Origin of the sequence: Aristaeella hokkaidonensis (assembly GCF_018128945.1) — a bacterium.
Classification (GTDB): domain Bacteria; phylum Bacillota; class Clostridia; order Christensenellales; family Aristaeellaceae; genus Aristaeella; species Aristaeella hokkaidonensis.
In genome coordinates this window covers 448,931-467,982 of sequence record NZ_CP068393.1, presented here as the reverse complement: position 1 = coordinate 467,982, position 19,052 = coordinate 448,931, and the positions used below count along the sequence as shown (strand labels likewise).

20 protein-coding genes are annotated in these 19,052 nt (G+C 52.7%); 5 read left to right on the top strand and 15 right to left on the bottom strand.

Going from position 1 to position 19,052, the window contains the following annotated elements; translation table 11 throughout:
- Positions 1-252 precede the first annotated feature (252 nt).
- The 9 genes from JYE49_RS02145 to JYE49_RS02100 all read right to left on the bottom strand — a co-directional run bounded on the left by JYE49_RS02145 (position 253) and on the right by JYE49_RS02100 (position 10,429).
- Positions 253-1,914 (bottom strand): putative ABC transporter permease subunit, encoded by a 1,662-nt coding sequence (locus tag JYE49_RS02145; protein WP_093955841.1) that lies wholly within the window; start codon positions 1,912-1,914, stop codon positions 253-255.
- The gene (locus JYE49_RS02140) at positions 1,911-2,648 is read right to left on the bottom strand and encodes an ABC transporter ATP-binding protein (protein ID WP_093955840.1); all 738 of its coding nucleotides are present in this window, start codon (positions 2,646-2,648) and stop codon (positions 1,911-1,913) included. The genes JYE49_RS02145 and JYE49_RS02140 overlap by 4 nt, the downstream gene beginning before the upstream one ends.
- A 172-nt stretch (positions 2,649-2,820) precedes the next feature.
- Positions 2,821-4,626: a nicotinate phosphoribosyltransferase gene (gene pncB, locus JYE49_RS02135; RefSeq protein ID WP_093955839.1), complete on the bottom strand. Its 1,806-nt coding sequence runs from the start codon at positions 4,624-4,626 to the stop codon at positions 2,821-2,823.
- Complete coding sequence (gene nadE / locus JYE49_RS02125; RefSeq protein ID WP_093955838.1) at positions 4,623-5,411, bottom strand: NAD(+) synthase; 789 nt, start codon at positions 5,409-5,411, stop codon at positions 4,623-4,625. Before nadE ends, pncB begins: the two co-directional genes overlap by 4 nt.
- Before the next feature lie 24 nt (positions 5,412-5,435).
- On the bottom strand, positions 5,436-5,972 hold the full coding sequence (locus JYE49_RS02120; protein WP_093955837.1) for a cysteine hydrolase family protein: 537 nt from the start codon (positions 5,970-5,972) through the stop codon (positions 5,436-5,438).
- A 4-nt stretch (positions 5,973-5,976) separates the two neighbouring features.
- Positions 5,977-6,690 carry an NUDIX hydrolase gene (locus tag JYE49_RS02115; RefSeq protein WP_093955836.1) on the bottom strand — a complete coding sequence of 238 codons (714 nt, stop codon included), beginning with the start codon at positions 6,688-6,690 and terminating at the stop codon, positions 5,977-5,979.
- Between the two features lie 148 nt (positions 6,691-6,838).
- On the bottom strand, positions 6,839-8,248 hold the full coding sequence (locus tag JYE49_RS02110) for an SUR7/PalI family protein (RefSeq protein ID WP_093955835.1): 1,410 nt from the start codon (positions 8,246-8,248) through the stop codon (positions 6,839-6,841).
- A 3-nt stretch (positions 8,249-8,251) separates the two neighbouring features.
- Positions 8,252-8,917: a YczE/YyaS/YitT family protein gene (locus JYE49_RS02105; RefSeq protein WP_093955834.1), complete on the bottom strand. Its 666-nt coding sequence runs from the start codon at positions 8,915-8,917 to the stop codon at positions 8,252-8,254.
- A gap of 411 nt (positions 8,918-9,328) precedes the next feature.
- Complete coding sequence (locus JYE49_RS02100; protein WP_283399277.1) at positions 9,329-10,429, bottom strand: alpha/beta hydrolase family protein; 1,101 nt, start codon at positions 10,427-10,429, stop codon at positions 9,329-9,331.
- Between the two features lie 248 nt (positions 10,430-10,677).
- Between JYE49_RS02100 and JYE49_RS02095 the strand changes: the two genes are divergently transcribed.
- The 4 genes from JYE49_RS02095 to JYE49_RS02080 are packed head-to-tail and all read left to right on the top strand — an operon-like array spanning position 10,678 to position 12,984.
- Positions 10,678-11,370: a 2-phosphosulfolactate phosphatase gene (locus JYE49_RS02095; RefSeq protein WP_093955833.1), complete on the top strand. Its 693-nt coding sequence runs from the start codon at positions 10,678-10,680 to the stop codon at positions 11,368-11,370.
- A 32-nt stretch (positions 11,371-11,402) separates the two neighbouring features.
- Entirely contained in the window at positions 11,403-12,005 is a 603-nt protein-coding gene (locus JYE49_RS02090; RefSeq protein ID WP_093955832.1) for an AAA family ATPase, read from the top strand.
- 19 nt (positions 12,006-12,024) lie between these two features.
- Positions 12,025-12,549, top strand: a complete 525-nt coding sequence (locus JYE49_RS02085; RefSeq protein WP_093955831.1) for a P-loop nucleotide/nucleoside kinase family protein — start codon at positions 12,025-12,027, stop codon at positions 12,547-12,549.
- Between the two features lie 24 nt (positions 12,550-12,573).
- Positions 12,574-12,984, top strand: coding sequence for a GNAT family N-acetyltransferase (locus JYE49_RS02080; protein WP_179217156.1), 411 nt, complete (start codon positions 12,574-12,576; stop codon positions 12,982-12,984).
- An 8-nt stretch (positions 12,985-12,992) separates the two neighbouring features.
- On the opposite strand, the gene JYE49_RS02075 is transcribed toward JYE49_RS02080, so the two are convergent.
- Positions 12,993-13,535 (bottom strand): flavodoxin family protein, encoded by a 543-nt coding sequence (locus JYE49_RS02075; RefSeq protein WP_093955829.1) that lies wholly within the window; start codon positions 13,533-13,535, stop codon positions 12,993-12,995.
- Between the two features lie 161 nt (positions 13,536-13,696).
- On the opposite strand from JYE49_RS02075, the gene JYE49_RS02070 reads away from it, so the two are divergent.
- Entirely contained in the window at positions 13,697-14,170 is a 474-nt protein-coding gene (locus JYE49_RS02070) for an NUDIX domain-containing protein (RefSeq protein WP_283399276.1), read from the top strand.
- A gap of 36 nt (positions 14,171-14,206) precedes the next feature.
- Here the strand turns inward: JYE49_RS02070 and JYE49_RS02065 are convergent, their stop codons facing one another.
- The 5 genes from JYE49_RS02065 to JYE49_RS02045 are packed head-to-tail and all read right to left on the bottom strand — an operon-like array spanning position 14,207 to position 19,029.
- Positions 14,207-14,911 (bottom strand): response regulator, encoded by a 705-nt coding sequence (locus tag JYE49_RS02065; protein WP_093955828.1) that lies wholly within the window; start codon positions 14,909-14,911, stop codon positions 14,207-14,209.
- A complete protein-coding gene (locus JYE49_RS02060) occupies positions 14,904-16,871 on the bottom strand; it encodes an ATP-binding protein (protein WP_179217155.1) in 1,968 nt (655 codons plus the stop codon). The genes JYE49_RS02065 and JYE49_RS02060 overlap by 8 nt, the downstream gene beginning before the upstream one ends.
- Positions 16,804-17,004 carry a hypothetical protein gene (locus JYE49_RS02055; RefSeq protein WP_179217154.1) on the bottom strand — a complete coding sequence of 67 codons (201 nt, stop codon included), beginning with the start codon at positions 17,002-17,004 and terminating at the stop codon, positions 16,804-16,806. The genes JYE49_RS02060 and JYE49_RS02055 overlap by 68 nt, the downstream gene beginning before the upstream one ends.
- Positions 17,005-17,037: 33 nt before the next feature.
- Positions 17,038-17,685 carry a potassium channel family protein gene (locus tag JYE49_RS02050; RefSeq protein ID WP_093955826.1) on the bottom strand — a complete coding sequence of 216 codons (648 nt, stop codon included), beginning with the start codon at positions 17,683-17,685 and terminating at the stop codon, positions 17,038-17,040.
- Positions 17,686-17,697: 12 nt separating this feature from the next.
- Entirely contained in the window at positions 17,698-19,029 is a 1,332-nt protein-coding gene (locus JYE49_RS02045; protein ID WP_283399275.1) for a TrkH family potassium uptake protein, read from the bottom strand.
- Positions 19,030-19,052: the final 23 nt, after the last annotated feature.

Below are 19,052 nucleotides of genomic sequence, written 5' to 3'. Positions count from 1 at the left end.
GCATCCGTGCTTTAGCACGGGCGAAGCTCTGATGACTGCCGGTGGCAGAAATCTCGTCAGAGCTGAGGTCATCTGAAACGAGTGATCTTCCCAGTGGGAAGTCACGACGATTGAAGATGCGGTATATGCCTCCCATGCTACAGCCGTCCATTTCTGCGAGTCTATGACGATGCAGAAATGGAATACGGCGATCGCAAAGTTTTAAGTTTTCATTTTTCATTAAAACAAAAAGAGGCTTTCGCCTCTTTTTGTTTAACCAGCGCAGTAATACTTCTCCGCATTATTTTTCATGATCGCATGTGCTGCGATGGCCAGGATCACCAGGGCACCCGCAAGGATTCCGAAGATCGGCAGCAGCTCCAAGTGAAGCTTGTCAATCAGGACGTAGGTCAGGGCCGCCAGGGCAATCAGGATACCCCAGGAAACGAACATGGAGATCATCACACCGAAGTTCTGCTTCACAGCTTCCTGCTCTGTCACCCAGTCCAGCTTGGGCTTTTTGATATCCCGGCTCAGGGCCAGGGCGCAGTTCACATAGCTGAACAGCAGGCACAGCACAAGCGCCATGATAACCTGCAGTTCCACGCCCGGATACATAATCAGCAGGGCGATTGAAGCAGCGATCACACCGGCCGCTCCGAATCCGTAGCCCACGATGAATTTCGCGCGGATAAAGGTCATGGTCGGCACCGGCAGAGCCGTCAGGAAATCATGGCCTTTACCTTCCCGCGTTACCGCGGTGGAAAGCGCGGGATTCATGCCCGCCATATAGGCCATCATCGCCGCCAGTATGCCCATGATCAGGGCGGGATGCATACTCTGGAACAGCCCGCTGAGGCTTTCACCGGCTTTGCCGATAGAAACGCTGAAGATGATGACCATCATCAGCGGCATAAAGCAGATCGGCAGGATATTGGTCGCGTAAGACGGCACCCGCAGGATCGTCTTGAACTCCCGCAGGATGCAGGCCTTCAGCTGGCCGCCGGCCGTGAAGGATTCCCGTCCGGTAAACTTTTTCTTCTTTCCGCCGGGTGTCTCAGACTGCATCATGGACAGCTTGCGGTAGCTGTAGCCCAGCAGCCATACCGTGACGACCGGAGCCGCCAGGGAAACCAGGATCCATACAAGGAACATCTGGTTGTTCTGGCCCAGCATGCCTTCGGCAGCCCATTCAGCAGGCGGGAACATCTTCGTCAGGCCGGCGAACCGGCTGGCACTTCCTGTCACGAAGCTTTCCATCATCGCTCCACCGTCCGTGGTGCTGCTGCCGGTCATGCCGCCAAGGTTCGACATCAGGAACATATAACCAATCAGCAGTACTATACCGCCGACGGTCATAATCGTTTCACGGTGCTTCCACAGAGCGGAAAGACGGATCAGCAGGCTGGACAGGAAAGCAATCAGGCAGATCGGCAGAATAGCAATCAGCAGCCAGACCACAACCATCCGGACGTAGAAGAGCGCTTCAGCGCCGGTCTTCACGCCGTAAAGAATACAGGCAGGCAGGATCAGCAGCGCGTCAATGCAGGTTTCAGAAATCCACACCTGGGTCAGTTTGGCGCTCAGCAGCGTCCGGGGCTTAATGGGCAGCGATGCCAGATAAGTCGCGTCACGGCCAAGGTACAAAACGCTCAGAGTGAAGAAGAACGCCATGATCAGCGTACCCGTGGTGGCAAGGACCACCGCCAGGGTCACCAGCATTTCAGGCATGTGAAGCCTGATCAGGATGTCGATCATCTGAGTTTCAAGATAGAAAAGCATACCGCCGAGATATGCAATCGCGAAAATGACCGCGATGATCATTCCAATGGTGCGGCCTTTCTTTTCCTTCAGCGCCGTCTTCAGGTTACGCGGTTTCATGTCCGCGTATCTGGACAGCAGCTGCAGCCGCAGCAGTGCCATAAAGCTTTTCATTCGTTGTCTCCTCCGTCATCGGTCAGCTGCAGGAACAGGTCTTCCAGGCTGGCGCTCTTTTCACCGGAACGCAGTTCTTCCAGGGTGCCCTGAGCACGCAGGGTGCCGTGATCGATCACGCCGATGCGGGTGCACAGCTTTTCAGCAACTTCCAGCACGTGGGTGGAGAAGAACACAGTATTTCCCTCGTTGCAATGACGGATCATCTCTTCCTTCAGCAGGTGAGCTGCCCGGGGATCCAGGCCGCCCAGGGGCTCGTCCAGGATCCAGATCGGAGGATTGTGGATCAGGGCGCCGATCACGACCAGCTTCTGCTTCATACCCTTGGAATATGTGCGCACCTGGCTGTTGATGGCGTCTTCCAGTTCAAAGATGTGCAGGTATTTTTCAATGTGGGCCTTCCGGCGGGAAGCGCTCACCTGGTAAATATCCGCCATAAAGTTCAGGTATTCCATACCGGACAACCGGTCATACAGATCGTTTCCGTCCGGCACAAAGCCGATCAGGCGCTGGGCCTCCAGGCGCTCGGAATCCATCCGGTGTCCCGCCATGGTGATGGAGCCTTCATCGGGCTTCAGCACGCCGGTCAGCATTTTGATCGTGGTGGTTTTGCCGGCGCCGTTCGGCCCGATAAAGCCGAACAGCTCACCGCCTTTTACACTCAGGGACAGGTTGTCCACGGCCTTTTTATTATTCTTCGAGTACGTTTTGGTTACGTTCTGAATCTCAATCATGTGTCCTCCTCCGGCGGTTTCACCGCCCTTGCTTGTTTTTTACGTATCAGATGATAGCATACTGTGTTTGGAAAAAAAATGCAATCATAAGAGATATATCCGTACCTATTTTTCTGCCCGCGGATAAAAAAAGACGCTATTTTCTCAACAGCGTCTTTGGGCCTGTATTTCCTTATTTTTCGCGGTTCAGGCGGAACGCGACGGAGCGTTCCAGATACTCCATATACTCGTCGTCCCGGCACATGGTTTTTCCGGCCGAATCGGACAGTTTTGCAACCGCCCGTCCGTTCACCGTCTGCAGCTTGATAACAATATTCAGTGCTTCCTCACTGGTATCGTTGGAGCAGAACGTACCGATGCCAAACGACACCTTTGCCCGGTCTTTAAAGTAATCATACAGCGCCTGGGCCCGGTCAAAATCAAGACTGTCGCTGAACAGCAGCAGCTTCGTCTTCGGATCCGCCCCGTACTTCTTGTAGTGGGCAATCATCTTTTCGCCCCACTCATAGGGATCACCGCTGTCATGGCGCACACCGGTGAAGTTGTTCACCATCGCCCGGTTGAAGTCCAGCAGGAACAGGTCCGTGGTCACGGTATCGGTCAGTGCCGTTCCGTTGTCGCCGCGGTACTCGTCATACCAGTCTTCCAGGGCATAATGGTTTGTATACGCCAGCGGAATGGAGTCAATGCCCTGGTACATCTGTACAAACTCATGGGCATAGGTCCCGATGGGCTTCAGACCGTATTTCTTTGCCAGCATGACGTTGGAGGTACCCACGCAGTTCTTTGTCTCCGTGGCCAGGCGACGGACCACTTCGTCTTCCCATTCCCGGGATAGACGGCGGCGGCAGCCGAACTCAGCAAAGCTGAAGGTGTATTTTCCGGTCTGGAAGGCTTTGATCTTCTCATCCAGCCGTTCCTCCGCCGACTTCCTCAGTGCATTGTAATCATACTTCAGGCGGAAATAGACTTCATTGACGATCTCCAGCAGGTAAATCTCAAACTGCATGGCGGAGAACAGCGGCCCGCGCACAGTAATCTTCAATGTTCCGTCCTTGGTCAGCCGCGTCTCCACATAATCCCGGATCGGCCGCCACAGCCGCAGGAATTCCACATAGTCACTCTTCAGGAAGCGGATGGACCGCAGATAGTCCAGTTCCTCCTTCGTGAAAGTCAGCGAACACAGGTGGTCAATCTGGGCGTTGATTTCCTCAAACATCTCAGGAGTAAAAACAATCCCCTCATTCCTGCAGCGGAAATAGTATTCGCCGCTCAGGTCCGTGTGCTTATGGAAGATCACCTGGTCCATGTTGAACTTGTACAGGTCGGTATCCAGCAGGGAGGTGATGATCGGATCCAGCTTCATTGCGTGCTCTTTCCGTTCCGTACCCAGCAGGCCGAGAATTTCACCCGGCACCAGCCCCTCGGGAGTCTCACCGCGGGTAATCAGTTCCCGCACCTGTGTGGAGGAGATATTCTTTGTTTCCTCCGGTGTTTTCAGCACGGTGATATAGGGCATCAGCTCCGTCAGGAACGCGCTGCCACGGATAATCTCTCCGCAGTCATCTCCTGCCCGTTCCATGCAGACAATGCCGAATTCCTCAGCAATCTCCCGCACATACTTCCAATTTGTTTCCAGTTCCGTCAGTTTGTCGGAACCCATCAGCAGGGCGGCGTCATATCCCTCTTCTTTCAGGCGGCAAAGGGTCTCATAGGACCGGGGCTGATGATCCAGCGTCAGCTCATAGTCAGTGACCGCCATCCACGGCCGCTTTTCACGGGCTGCCCGGAGCATCGCCAGGCGGGCACGGTCAGAATAGGCGTAGTCCTTTCCCTGTTCTTCCCTGATATAGGCCGACCGGGACGGTACAAACACAACAGTTTCGCGGCCTGTCTGCTCCAGCGCGTAGCGGGCCAGCTCCAGGTGTGCTGTGGTAGGGGGATTAAATGCTCCGAAAAATGCCAGTGCCTTTTTCATTGTTCTCCGTCCTTTCCGAAGGGGTCCAGGATCAGCGGCATCCGCCGCTTGTGCATGTTGGCCGCTTCCCTTCTGCGGATTTTTTCATCGATTTCCGGATTGCCGCAGGTACCTTCCCGCAGGTAGAGGTGGATATCCGCGTACTTCAGTCCCATGTTTTCCTCGTCGCTCTTGCCGCTCAGGCCGTCGCTGGGCGTCTTTTCCACCAGATCCCGCGGCAGCTCCGCCATGGTCTTGCCGACCTCAACCACCTCAACGCTGGTCAGTTTTCCCAGCACGGCAAAGTCGCAGGAGGTATCGCCGTCCTTGGTGCAGTAACCGGTTGTGGCCTCGCTCAGGTTGCCTGTACCCGCCAGTCTGGCATCCAGGGCCTGGGCGATATAGCGCAGCGTTGTCATCCGCAGGCGCGGTCCCACATTGATATCTGCCGCCCGGCTGTAAGCCACAGAAAATTCTCCTTCCGCCGCCACAGATCCGTTCTGGTCGGTCACTTCCTTCAGGGCTTTATGCATCGCCCCGATATTCACTGTCCGCTGCTGAATACCCAGTGATTCGCAGACTTTCCGGCTATCGCTGATATCCTTCTGTTCCCCGTCTGGCAGCATCACACCATATACGTTTTCCTTGCCCAGTGCCCGGGCGCACAGCGCCGCGGTCACCGTGGAATCCTTGCCGCCGGAAATGCCGATCACCACGCGGCTGAAGCCTTGCCGCTCCGCCGTTTCCCGGATCAGCTCCACCAGCCGGTCCCGTACTTTTTCCGCGTCAAACTCATAAGCTTTCATATATCGGTTCCTCCTTGAGGTTGATTACAGGATATCGATCTGGCAGCTTGCCATGGTTTCCAGCGCCGCTTTGTGCTTTTCCGGCGTCACACCGGCGCAGCAGCCGCTGCTGACCTGGATCGTTGCTTCCGGGAATGCTGCCTTCAGCAGCAATGCGTTGGAAACCACACAGATATCCGTGCAAAGACCAATCAGCTCAATTGTCGCGCCTTTTCCGTCCCCGATCTTTTCCCGGATCAGTTCCGGCAGGCGGATGCTGCCGAAAGTGGGTTTCTCCACCAGGATACAGTCTCCAAGTGCTTCCCGGATGACCGGATTCAGCTGCCAGCCTTCTGTCCCCCGGATGCAGTGTGCCACCGGGAGCCGCTTTCCTTCCTGGGTTTCAGCGTAGTTTTCTTCATGGGTATCCAGGGTGGCAAAGATTTCCGCTCCGTCTTCCCGCCATTCCCTGATCCTTGCTGCCGCGGCGGGTACAATCGCTTCCGCTTCCTTTGTGCCCAGGGCGCCGTCTATAAAGTCATTCTGCAGGTCCACTGCAACCAGTATCTTTCTGTCTTTCATGGTTTTATTCTCCCTTCAGTTGGTAAAGCAGGGACGGCCGTCCTCTGCTCTTCCTGCCTTCCCGGTCTGTCAGTGTCATCTTTCCGGTGTCTTCATACCGGGCTTTGATCGTACGGCGGAAATTGCTTTTGTCCAGCTGCTTTCCGAGTACCGCTTCAAACACGGTCTGCAGTTCTCCCAGGGAAAACGCGTTCCGGTCATTCAGGAACCGGAATCCGACCTCGGTGTAGTCAATCTTGCCCTGCAGGCGCTGTACGCCCGTCCCGATAATCCGTCCGTGGTCGAAAGCCAGGTCTCCGCCGGTCAGGATTGTTCCGTCCGTTCCTTTCAGCCGCAGCCAGTCCGCTTCTCCGGATATTTCAAACCGGCTGAAGGGAATCCGTGCTTCTTCAAACAGCGTTTCCAGCCTGTTCCAGGGGATAATCACCAGGTAGGCGGTGGAGATCACCCGGCCCCGGGGATCCCGGTTAACTTCTGAGAAGGTGTAAAGCTGTTCCAGGAACGCGTCCTTTACCGGCAGCATCTCCTCCAACAGTTTATGAACCGTTGTCTCTGCTGATTCGTCCAGCCCGACAAACCGTCCCGGCAGAGCCCACTGTCCGGCATAGGGTTTATCTTTCCTCTGGGACAGCAGCAGGTTCAGCTTCCCTTCCCGCACCGTGAGGATCATCATATCCACCGTCACATACAGCTGACCTTCTTTCAGTGAATCATGCATCCTCATCTCTCCTTTATGGTCTGTTTGACTATAATTAAAATATACACCTTTGCTGTATTTGTCAAGTATTTTTTGTCATTTTTACTATAATTCTTTGAGAGTGCAAAAAAACAGGCCTTGCGGCCTGTTGGTATATAAGGTTTCCGGCTCACTGGATCGTGGTGTCCGATCTGCAGGAGAAGGATTCAACCCGGAGATCCGGGCTGATCCTCACCACAACGGTCACGACGCTGCTGTTTTCATCCTGCGTTTTCCCGGTGTACTGTGCGTATACATGGTCGTATCGTTTATACAGCCAGTCCGTTTTCAGTTCCTTCAGGCTTTTCGACAGGTCCGGATTCACTCCCTGGATAAAGGAGTTCACGAACTCCAGGGCTTGTTCATCCATTTCTTTGTCCGGTTCCGGATTGTAGGTAAACTGATCCTCAGAACCGTTCTGCCATTCGGAGCTTGCCGGGATCATTTCCGTCAGCTTTTCATCTGCGGAAATCAGGAAGGTCTCTTCCCATCCTTCCGCGCCTCCGAAACTGACTTCATATCCTTCCTCTGCTTTGTTGTAGTATGCCATGTAGACGATCGTGTTCTTGTCAAAGCCTGCGCTGGTCAGGGTATTCAGTGCCTGCAGTTCAGGTCCGTTCAGGTCTGAGTCGTCAAAAAATCTCGGTTCTTCGGCTGCCATTTCATACTCTGAAACAACGCCGTAATCATCCGGTGCAAACCGCTTCACGGTCGTTTTATCCACGTCTTTCACATTCACCTGGAATGAGACGTCCACCTGCCGCATGCCTTCCCCGTCGTTTTCCACGTTCAGGGCAATATCGCCTTCCAGGTATTGCATAACACCGTTCCCGTACCGTTTCAGCGTAACAGACGCTTCCTTCAGTGATACAGTCCGGGCGGTGTAAAGAATGCCGCGGGTGACCGTTTCATAATCATCGATTCTCGCGCTATTCTCCATGGAATAGCAGTCGAAGTCCTCATCAAAGTACCGTCTTCCCGCAAACTGGAAGATATTGTTCACCATGGCATTGAACAGATCCGGTACATTGTCCTTCAGCTCAAAGCGAATGTCGCCTTCCCGTGTTTCCGTCACGGCATCGGCACCCAGGAACAGGTCTGCCTGACCCACCAGGGCCCTGCCCAGGCCGATCAGCTGTTCTGTCTCGAGGGAATTGCGGAGCAGCGAGGTATGCTCTGCCGTTCCGCCTGTTCTGTAAACACCGGGAGTAACGGCCTCCATCAGGTAGAGCGCAGTACCGTCTGTAACAATGGTATAACCGTTCTTCTGGACCGTTCCGTCCCGTTTGGGGCCTCTGAGCGACAGTTCCCTGAAGGTCCGGTTTCCGTCCTGCTTCAGGGTGATCTTTGCGGTTTTGAACCACACCCCGTCCAGGGAGAATTTCGCCGTGCCGGTCAGTGTGATGTTGTCCGTATGGAACAGTGTCTGCACAAGGGAATCATACAGTTGCGTCGCAGGGCTGCTGTTCTCCGCCATTACGGAAATGCAGACAAACAGCACCAGCATCAATGCGGTCAGGCTTATGAGCAGTTTTTTCATTTTTCATACTCCTTCTGTTCGTGAGGAAACAAGAATCCGTATTGTGTTCAGTGCGTCCCTGTGCCGGATCTGCCGGGGTTCAAACTTCAGCAGGTTATACACCAGCTGCATCACAATGCCGGCACCGAAGGTGCTGATCAGCGTTCCGATACCGATCGGTCCGCCAAGCAGCCAGCCGGCCAGCAGCACCGCTGCCCAGAGCATAACTTCCACAATGCCGATCGGCACCTTCGGAAGCCTTTTGCCCAGGCCGACCAGCAGGGAATCCCGCGGTCCGCAGCACTGTTCCCCCTTCATATAGATCCACATACCCAGGGCCATAAACACAAAACCGGTAAGCATGATCAGAATGCCGAGCCAGGTGCTTTTGTTCTCTGCCAGCGGATTCAGGTCGTTGAACATCTGCACAAAATTGCCGGTCAGCAGCGCGTCAATAATAGTTCCGAAACCGATCCGCTCCTTCAGCAGCAGGTCGATTCCCAGGATAATCAGCGCCATAACCGTCATGGAAAGGCCGTAATTCAGCGGTGTATGCTTCGCAATTCCCATTCCGAGACAGTCCCAGGGAGCCAGTCCGATATTGGCAAAGATCGTCAGATGAACGCCAAAGGCAAACACCAGCAGGCCGAGTATGATTCTTCCCCACTGTACAACAATCTTTTTCCGCATATCGTTCTCTCTCCCTGTATCCCGAATACAGCGAGCATTATATCACACCCTCGCCTCCTCTGCCTATCCCGCTTCTGATCACACATATATAAAGCCTGATCCAACGTTTTTCTTCCCTGCCGCAATGCGGCAGGGAAGAAAACGGCAAACTCTTCACTTTTCACTCATCACTATTCATTTATTACCCTTTACCCAATGTACACACCAGCCCAAAACACTATCATCACTTTTGACGAAGTCAAAAATATCATATTCGCCTTTAGGTGAATCTATCATATTTGCATTAAGCAAATATATCATGTTGCGCAGCAACATATCATTCTTTTGCGAAGCAAAAGACTATTCCTTTTCATCGAAGAAACCGCTTCCCTCCGGAAGCGGTTTCCTCTACCATTTTTAAGTTTTAAGTTTTCAGTTTTCAGTATTAATTTTGTTAGACAAACTGCTGTCATAAAATTCCAGCAGTTTGTCTAACAGCTCCCTATTCAGCCTGTTTTCCCAGTATTTCTTCACGTCCACGTTCTCCTGGTAATACTTTTCCCGATCCTTTTCCAGCCGTTCAGCGTTCGCCTTGTCATTATAATCATAGTCAAGCGTTTCCAGCCATTGCTGATAAGCTTCATCCGTTTCTTTCACATAGGGCGTAACCTCATGGAAGTACCGGTGTCCTTTATCTTCATAGCAGATAAAGGAGAAACGCGGATCATCCTTATGGTTCCGGTAATAGATGTCATATCCGATCTCAGCCGGTACCACTTTGTCGTCCGTACTGTGGACAATCATAATCCGGGCGTCGGTATTGTTGAAGCCGTCTTCAGCTGTAATGGTGGAATACTTCCCGAACTTAATATAATCATGCAGTCTCAGGAAAGGCAGCGTCAGGTAAACCGCCGGCCCCGCGATGGCCTTTCCTTCAGAAATGAATATGCCCAGCGAATCGTTGTAGCCGGAACAGGCGACCACGGCTTCCACCTCGGGATGAAGTGTCAGCACAGCGCTCACGCAGTATCCGCCCCAGCTGTGGCCGAACAGTGCGATGGGCAGCTGCGGGAAATTGCCGCTTTCTTCCACAAATGATATCGCGTATGACAGGTCAATCATGCCCTGCGGCAGTCCCCGGGTGGATTCTCCCTCGCTCTCTTCACTTCCCGTAGCGTCAAAAGCAAATACATAATAGCCATGCTTCGCGAAATAATCCGCGCAGTTCATATAATAGCTCTGTCCGCCGCCGTACCCGTGGGCAAAGATGATAATGCCTTTCTGGTCTGTCCCTGAAGAATACAGATACCCTGTCAGTTTCTGTCCTTTATCAGAAGGGAAGATATACTGTGTCCGCTCAAGTCCGTCATAGAACTCTGCGCGTTGCCTTGTCAGCTTATCGGTTTCATAGCGCCTGCCAAAGAAGCGGCCGCATTCCACTTCCGTCAGGATCCAGGCACCCGCAATCACCAGGACCAGCACACAGGCCAGGACAATCAGGATCTTTTTCCTGACAGGCATCTTTTTCTTCACCCCATACAGCTCCTTCCCTGTATTTGGTCCTCTGTCTTGTGTCTTTGTCTTCTGTTTTGCGCTTTGTACTGTTTGAATTATACCATAAAACCCAGTATTCTTATGTGACTTCATCTCACTCGTTGCGTAATAACATGTAAAAGTACTGCATTTCATTGTTTCTTTATGGTATTTTTTGACGGGACACACAGAACTTGGTATGATGTGTCAAATAATCCGTATCGCATGTCGTCAGCGGGGGTGAAAGTGTGGAGATCAGGATTAACCATCTGATTGAGGGCGCAAAGCAGGCGGAAGGCCTGGTTGTCATCATTGACGTGTTCCGCGCCTTCTCCCTGGAATGCTGGCTTTATGCCATGGGTGCGAAAGAGATCCGCCCCGTCGGTGCAATTGGGGATGCGCTTTCCTGGCGTGAAAAAGATCCGGAAGCTGTGCTGATCGGAGAACGTCACGGCAGGAAACTGGACGGTTTTGATTTCGGAAACTCCCCTTCCACGGTTAACCCGGAAGCCATCCGGGGAAAGCGGATCATTCATACCACCAGTGCCGGAACTCAGGGCGTAACCAATGCTGTCCATGCGGAAGAAATCCTGACAGGCAGTTTTGTAAATGCGCAGGCCATCGCCGGCTATATCCGTCAGCGAAACCCGGAAACCGTCACCCTTGTCTGCATGGGTAAGGAGGGCCTGGCCCCCGCGGAGGAAGATGAGCTCTGTGCGCTCTATCTGCGAAGCCTGCTGACCGGGGAAGATATGCCGGATATTGATGAACGGCTGCAGACGCTTCGCGCAGGCGGCGGCAGGCACTTCTTTGATCCTGATCTTCAGGATGTTTTCCCGGAGAAAGATTTCTGGATGTGCATAGACCGGAACAGATTCAGTTTCGTCATCCGGATTGAGAGCACTGATGACGGATTGGTTTCGGTCAAAACCGATTTTTGATTTAATGAAATATACAGAGATGGAGAATATATATGGCTAATCTGATCATTGTTTGCGGACCCCAGGCTGTCGGAAAAATGACGGTGGCGGAAAGCCTGAGGGATAAACTGAAATATAACATGATGATGAATCATGACAGCATTGAGCTGTCAGACAGGATCTTTGGCTTTGCCACGCCTGCACAGAGGGAGCTCAATGAGGATATCCGGGAAAAAGTCTTTTCACTGGCCGTAAAACACAATGTGGACCTGATCTTCACGTATGTCTGCGCGTTTAACGAGCCGGAAGAACGGGAATACCTGACAAGCCTGCAGCGTCAGTTTGAGGAAAGCGGCGGCCGCTTCATTTTTGTCGAACTCAGTGCCAATCTGGAAATCAGGCTGGCCCGGAATGAGACGCCGCACAGGATGGAGCGCAAAGCATCCAAGCGTGATGTTGCCTGGAGCAGGGCCGATATCCTCAGGAGCGATCAACAGTATAAACTGAACTCAGACGAAGGCGAAACCTGGTTTGAAAACCATCTGAAGATTGATAACACGAATCTGGATCCGGACGAAGTTGCGGACCGGGTCATCAGCACATTTGATCTCAAAGCAAACGATAAGGAAGAAAAAGAATATCGCTTCGGCGTCTGAAAATCAGGAAGAGTACGATATGGCAATCATTATAATCACGGGTGCGTCCCACACCGGGAAAACCGTTCTGGCACAGCGAATGCTGGAAAAATACAAGTATCCCTATCTGTCCATTGACCATCTGAAAATGGGCCTCATCCGCAGCGGAAACTCTGCCCTCACCCCGGAGGATGATGACGAGCTCACCGCTTATCTCTGGCCGATTGTCCGGGAGATGATCAAAACTGCCGTTGAAAACGTGCAGAATCTCATTGTGGAAGGCTGCTATATCCCCTTTAACTGGCGTCAGGACTTTAGCGAAGAATATCTGCCGTATATCCGTTATATCTGCCTGGCTATGACGGATTCGTACATTGATGCTCATTTTGAAGCCATCAAAGGCTATGCGTCAGAAGTCGAATGCCGGGGAGAAGACTCCGCCTGTACAATTGACCGGGTGCGTGCGGAAAACCGGGCATACAGGGAAGGCTGCGCGCGTGCAGGCGAGCAGCCGGTTCTCATTGATTCGGATTATGAGCAGATCATCCATTCCCTTCTGGATTAATCAGTTCGTTTTATGGAGTCTATTATGAAAATCATCAAATGCGGCATGGAAGATACTCCCCGCCTGGCAGCCATGAACAAAATGCTCATCGAGGATGAGCAGAGCGATAACCCCATGAGCGTTGAAGAACTGCAGAACCGGATGGCCGGTTTCCTGTCCAGCGATTATTCTGCTTATTTCTTTTCAGAGCAGGACGAAATCATCGGATATGCGCTGATCCGACACACTTCTGATCCGGTTTACCTTCGGCAGTTCTATATCGACAGGCCGTATCGCAGGCAGCACAAAGGAAAGCAGGCTTTCCGGGAGCTCATGGCACACCTCGGGCTCGATACCGTAGATATCGACGTACTACCCTGGAACGAGAGGGGCCTGTCCTTCTGGAAAAGCTGCGGATTTACTGAAACCTGCGTCTCTATGAGATATAAACGTTAATTTGTGAATTACAATGGTTTTCTCACAAACGCCGTCACATCTCTGACGGCGTTTTCGTCTGTCAGCAAGTCGCCGCGGATACTGACCTTCCCGTATTTCTTTGCGGACAGAAACAGGACATCCGGCTCCTTGTATGACTGATAGGCCAGTGCGGTTTTGAAATTATCCTCATTTGTATTGCTTACAACGATTGCGCGTTTGGAAACCTTCTCATAAGCTTCCAGCAGTTCAGGATGGCCCTGGAAATAGCACTGGCTTCTTTCGTTAAAAACGAAATAGTTGGCGCAGGGATAATCGCAGTAATTCGGCAGGATGAAGTAAGTCAGGTCACTATTTGTAACCGCGTCCAGCAGCCGGTATTCCATATCGCTGTAATACGGGCACTTGCTGCGGTCTGCGAAGCATTCATATCCGCATTTCCCGCAGGCATGAATCTCAAAATTCGAAAACTGAAACAACACAGCTTCCTCAGACAAGGACCGGATCAGTTTTCCGATCTGTGCGCAGTTACCGTTTCCCCTTGAGCTGAAAGAGATAATGCAGGTTTTCATTTGCCGGCTCCTTATTGTTTCAGGCTGGAATCATAATCCGTATTATGCAGGATTATACTTTTTTTCGCAATATTAATCATCATTGTTTCTTTCTCTTTGACTGTGCGGTTGTTTTCTGCTATGCTGGCTGACAAGATTTCAGAACGTTAGGAGGCAGTACAATGGCTATGACGCAGGAAGAGATTAACAACACCAACTGGAGCCAATCGGTTGCCGGTGTCTGTATAAAGGACGGCAAAGTGCTGCTCGCACGCCATACTTATGGAAGCGGCAACGGCAGGCTGATCATCCCCGGCGGCTACGTGAAATATGGCGAAGTTCCGGAAGAAGCTCTCATTCGGGAGTATCTGGAGGAAACCGGCGTCCGTGTCAAAGCCGGCCGCCTCATCGGCATGCGGTTCAACGCAAAGGACTGGTACGCCGTCTTTGCCGTGGAATATGTGGAAGGTGAAGCCAGGTCTGATGGAGATGAAAACAGTGAGGTTGTCTGGATGGATACCACCGAAGCCCTGAAGGATGACACGGTCCCCGGCCTGACAAAAACAATGATTGAATGTACGCTGTCCGGAACAGGGTTTGAACTTACTCCCTACCAGACAAGTCATCCCGGTTATCTGTATACGCAGCAGTCATAAACCTATAGCAAAAGGCACCTGAGCGGGTGCCTTTTCTTAATTATCCGTAATTCTGAGCATCCGGTATCCGATACCGACGTGGGTTTGGATCAGCATGGATGCGTCCGGCGATACTTCCAGTTTTTTGCGCAGGGTTGCCATAAACACCCGCAGGGAGGCCACATTGTTCTCCCAGGAGGCGCCCCAGATCTGCTGCGTGATGTATTTATGCGTCAGCACCTTGCCGCAGTTTCTGGCCAGCACGCAAAGGAGCTTGTACTCAATCGGCGTCAGGTGCAGTTCTTCATCCGACACATAAGCGCACCCGGAGGCGAAATCAATCTTCAGGCTGCCGTTCACGAAAACAGGGCTGTCGGCATTGTCAGTCTTTGTCTGGTTCAGCCGCCGGATCGTCACCCGCAGCCTGGCCAACAGCTCATCTACGGAGAACGGCTTGGTCAGGTAGTCATCCGCGCCGGCATCCAGGGCTTCGATCTTGTCCGTATCGTCACTGCGGGCACTGATAACAATGATGGGCATATTGGACCAGCTCCGGATCTTCCGGATCACTTCCACGCCGTCCATATCCGGCAGGCCCAGGTCCAGCAGCATGATATCCGGATTATGAGATGTTGCCTCCATAATGGCCGTTCCGGCGTTTCCTGCTGTAATATGCCTGTATTCATGAGCTTCCAGCGTCACGGAAATCAGGTTGCGGATCGGCGCGTCATCCTCAACAATCAGGATCAGTGGTTTATTCATTCAGGTTCACCTCGTCCCTCGGCAGCGCAAATTCAAACACGGCTCCCTGCGGTTCATGATCCATAACGGTAATGGTTCCGTTATGCGCCTTGATAATGGACTGGCACAGGGCAAGCCCGATACCCAGTCCCCGCCGGCTGTCTCCTGTCGGATTGCCGCTCGAGTAGAAAAGATCAAAAATATGATCCTTTTGGTCGTCCGGTATTCCCGGTCCGTTGTCAGCAATCCGTACAACCACATTCCCGTCCCGTGCCAGGGTATCAATCCAGATCGTTGATCCTTCTGGAGCATATTTGATGGCATTATCCAGCAGGTTGATCACAACCTGCACCAGGAGCCGCGCGTCCGCTTTCACAAACAGCAGCTCATCAGACTGGCTTCTGTTCAGGGTATAAGGTTTCAGCTGCCTGCTCAGGTGTGTGACAGCTTCACTGATCATATCATCCATCAGCTCGGTTGTCATCTTCAGGTTCAGCTTTCCTTCCTTCATCCGGCTGGCGGAAAGCAGGTTCTCCACCATACCGGTCAGCCATTGGGCATCCTGGTAGATGTCGTTATACAGCTGCCCGCGGGTTTTCGCGTCCAGCGTATCTCCGCAGGCCATCAGGCTGTCGGCGTTGCCCATAATGGAGGTCAGCGGCGTGCGCAGGTCATGTGATACCGCGCGCAGCAGATTAGCGCGCAGGCGCTCGTTTTCTGCCAGCACCATGGTTTCTTCTTTTTCCCGTGCGTTCCGGGCATTCTCCAATGCCAGGGAGCATTCTCCCACAACGGAAGCCAGCACACTCTGTTCCGAAGCATCCAGCGGGGTATCATGCACCGCTACGCCGACAACACCGTAAGCATGCTCCAGGACCCGCATGCTGTAATACAGATAATCTGTTTTGGGAAAGACTTCTGTTGTGGCTCCCGCGCGTTTATGATGCGCAAAAGCCCATTCAACCGCTTGTTTTTCTTCATTGGTTCGGTATGGCACTGTATCTCCTGCAGCGGGATAGAAAATCGGATCCCCCAGCGTATCGTTTTCCGCCGGATAGATGATCAGGCTTCTGTCCAGCAGCTTTGTCAGCTGGTTGGCCAGCACGGAAAGGATTTCCTCCATGGATTTTGCCTTTGTCAGCTGCCGGTCTGTTTCCAGTACAACGCTCATCCGCTGGGCCGCCTTGGCGGATTGCCCGGCATTCTGCTTCAGCCTGATCGCCAGGGTGCTGATCGTAAAGGCCGCCGCCAGCATAATCAGGAAGGTTACGGGATATCCTGTTCCATAGGCATAGAATGTGAACTTCGGCGTGGTAAACAGCAGGTCAAACAGCAGCACACTGATCACTGCCCAGACCATGCTGTATGCCCGGTGGGTGGTGGATATGGAAACAACCAGCAATCCCAGCAGGTAGACCATGATGATGTTGGCATCTGTAAATCCCAGATGGGAAAACAGAAAACCGATGGCTGTGCTGACCAGCATGGACGCGACGAAGATCGCGCTGTCTGTCAGCAGGCGCTTCCGGTTCCGTTCCGGCTGTTTCCGTGCCATATAAACCTTTGTGCCGTAATCCGGGATGATGAAATAATCCAGGTCCGGTGCGTAGGTCATCAGCCGGTCTGTCAGGGATTTCTTTCGCCGCAGCAGTCCGCCCACCGTATTGGTCTGGCCGATAACGATGCTGGAAATATCCGAAACCCTGGCAAACTCCGCAATCTGATAAGGAACGTCGTCGCCCGTCACTGTTTCCAGCGTAGCTCCCAGCTTTTCAGCCAGGTTCATATTGCTGCGGAGACGCTTCCTGTCCTCGTCTGACATGAGCGCGTAGGCAGGCGTCTCCACAAACAGGGCGATCAGCGTCCCGTGAAAGGCTGCTGTAATTTTGGATGCAGCATGGATTACTTTTACATTAGAAATGGAGGAAGAGAGACATACCAGAATGCGAGCGTTTTGATTTTCCGTCTTCTGAAGGCTCATCGGTTTTCTTCTCCTGCTCTTCTTCATCATTGTCGGGTATGTGGCGGTCAATGGATTTGTCAATCCGTCCCATCACCACATACCCTATTATACCAAAGACGGCAAGTATCAGGAGTATAATCCAGTCCTTCATCGTTCATTCCTCCCCTTCCTGAAGGAAATACGGTCAGATCCTGAAACACTTCTGAATATCTTTCCATTTGCCGAGCACAAGGATGGTCTGGTTTTCCTGCAGCATCGTGTCGCCGGTAACCACCATGCTCGGCTGTCCGTCTCCTCTGACTGCCAGGATGTTCAGGTTGTATTTCCTGCGGATATCCAGCCCGCCGACTGTCTTGCCGTGCCATTCCGCCGGCACTGAAAGATCATAAATGGCATACTCGCTGTCCAGCGCGATATAATCCAGCACATGCTCTGTGGTATGGCGGATCGCGGTCCAGGCAGCCAGCTGTCCTTCCGGATATACAACGTCGTCTGCTCCGTTCCGCAGGAGGAATTTTTTATGCACTTCCCTTGAGGCACGGGATACCACTTTCCTGGCTCCCAGTTCCTTCAGCAGTGAGGTGGTCTCCAGGGAGCTCTGGAAATCCTCTCCTATGGTCACAATACAGACGTCAAAATTATCAACACCAAGCGAACGAAGGAAGGTTTCACTGGTAGCATCTCCGATCTGCGCATCCGTCACAAGCGGAAGAATCTCGTTGACCCTTTCTTCGCTCTTGTCCACAGCAAGCACCTGGTGATGAAGCTCATACAGTTTCTCCGCGACGCCGCGGCCAAACCGTCCCAGTCCGATCAGCAATACAGATTTCATTTTCTTCTCCTTTTATCCAACCGTAACTTTCTCCATGGGCAGCGAACACCCGGTGGATTTCCGGATCGACTGTGTCGCGTAGATCAGCGTCAGGCCGCCCACCCTGCCCATGAACATCAGCACCACCAGAATCAGCCTTGAAAGGTCACCGATCCGGGTCGTAATGCCCAGGCTCAGACCGACTGTTCCGAGTGCGGATGCCGTTTCAAAAAGACAGCTTCTCAGCGGAAGTGTTTCCAGCTTGCTGATAATCATTCCGCCGGCAAAGAACAGCGAAAAGTACATAATCATCAGTGCCACCGCGTTCCGTACCGCGTCATCACCGATACGCCGTCCGAAGCAGGTAATATGGTCTTTCCTCCGGAAGATCGCAATCGCCGTCAGCAGCAGCACCGCGCCCGTGGTGGTTTTCATACCGCCGGCAGTTGATCCGGGGGATCCGCCGATCAGCATCCACAGGATCATAAGCGCCTGGCTGCCTCCGCCGACGCTGTTCAGCTCCATGGTGTTAAAGCCTGCCGTCCGCAGTGTCACCGACTGGAACAGGGACGGCAGAATTCTTTCTCCGAACGGCATCTGTTTCATTTCAGAGAAGCACAGCCACAGGAACGGGATCAGGATCATCACGCCGGATGCCGTCAGCGCAATCTTGCTCTGCAGGCGGTATTGTTTCAGGCGGAAACGATGTTCCTTCACGTCGTTCCATACCAGGAACCCGATACCGCCAATGGTAATCAGCAGCATCAGCACAACATTGACCAGCACATTCTGAACATAGGTTGTCATGGAAGAATAGGCGCCATGTACGCCCATCAGGTCAAATCCGGCATTACAGAAAGCGGATATTGCATGGAATACCGAAAACCAGATTCCCCGTCTCCATCCGAATTCCGGAATAAAAACCGGCATCAGCAGCAGAGCGCCAATCAGTTCAATACTCAGCGATGTCAGGACAATAAAGCGTGTCAGTTTTACAATGCCGCCAACCTGCGGTGCGGAGATAGCTTCCTGCATCACGCTCCGCTGCATCAGTCCGATTCTGCGGCCGGAAATAAAAGCCAATGTAAGAGCTGCGGTAACCACACCCATTCCGCCGATCTGAATCAGCATCAGGATAACCGCCTGTCCGAACACGGACCAGTGACTGACTGTATCCCGTACGACCAGTCCGGTCACGCAGACGGCCGAAGTTGCCGTAAATACACAGTCTGAAAAGCAAGCTCCGCCCGGTTGCTTGCTGGAAATCGGGAGCATCAGCAGCAGCGTCCCGACCATGATAATCAAAAAAAATCCCAGAGCGATAATCTGGAAAGTTGTGATCCGATGATTTCCCCAGATTCTCACGAAAAGCCTCCCTCCATTACCAT

Coding starts and splice junctions, on each gene's coding strand:
- JYE49_RS02145 (WP_093955841.1), bottom strand. CDS start 1,914: ATGAAAAGCTTTATGGCACTGCTGCGGCTGCAGCTGCTGTCCAGATAC.
- JYE49_RS02140 (WP_093955840.1), bottom strand. CDS start 2,648: ATGATTGAGATTCAGAACGTAACCAAAACGTACTCGAAGAATAATAAA.
- pncB (WP_093955839.1), bottom strand. CDS start 4,626: ATGAAAAAGGCACTGGCATTTTTCGGAGCATTTAATCCCCCTACCACA.
- nadE (WP_093955838.1), bottom strand. CDS start 5,411: ATGAAAGCTTATGAGTTTGACGCGGAAAAAGTACGGGACCGGCTGGTG.
- JYE49_RS02120 (WP_093955837.1), bottom strand. CDS start 5,972: ATGAAAGACAGAAAGATACTGGTTGCAGTGGACCTGCAGAATGACTTT.
- JYE49_RS02115 (WP_093955836.1), bottom strand. CDS start 6,690: ATGCATGATTCACTGAAAGAAGGTCAGCTGTATGTGACGGTGGATATG.
- JYE49_RS02110 (WP_093955835.1), bottom strand. CDS start 8,248: ATGAAAAAACTGCTCATAAGCCTGACCGCATTGATGCTGGTGCTGTTT.
- JYE49_RS02105 (WP_093955834.1), bottom strand. CDS start 8,917: ATGCGGAAAAAGATTGTTGTACAGTGGGGAAGAATCATACTCGGCCTG.
- JYE49_RS02090 (WP_093955832.1), top strand. CDS start 11,403: ATGGCTAATCTGATCATTGTTTGCGGACCCCAGGCTGTCGGAAAAATG.
- JYE49_RS02085 (WP_093955831.1), top strand. CDS start 12,025: ATGGCAATCATTATAATCACGGGTGCGTCCCACACCGGGAAAACCGTT.
- JYE49_RS02080 (WP_179217156.1), top strand. CDS start 12,574: ATGAAAATCATCAAATGCGGCATGGAAGATACTCCCCGCCTGGCAGCC.
- JYE49_RS02075 (WP_093955829.1), bottom strand. CDS start 13,535: ATGAAAACCTGCATTATCTCTTTCAGCTCAAGGGGAAACGGTAACTGC.
- JYE49_RS02070 (WP_283399276.1), top strand. CDS start 13,697: ATGGCTATGACGCAGGAAGAGATTAACAACACCAACTGGAGCCAATCG.
- JYE49_RS02065 (WP_093955828.1), bottom strand. CDS start 14,911: ATGAATAAACCACTGATCCTGATTGTTGAGGATGACGCGCCGATCCGC.
- JYE49_RS02060 (WP_179217155.1), bottom strand. CDS start 16,871: ATGAGCCTTCAGAAGACGGAAAATCAAAACGCTCGCATTCTGGTATGT.
- JYE49_RS02055 (WP_179217154.1), bottom strand. CDS start 17,004: ATGAAGGACTGGATTATACTCCTGATACTTGCCGTCTTTGGTATAATA.
- JYE49_RS02050 (WP_093955826.1), bottom strand. CDS start 17,685: ATGAAATCTGTATTGCTGATCGGACTGGGACGGTTTGGCCGCGGCGTC.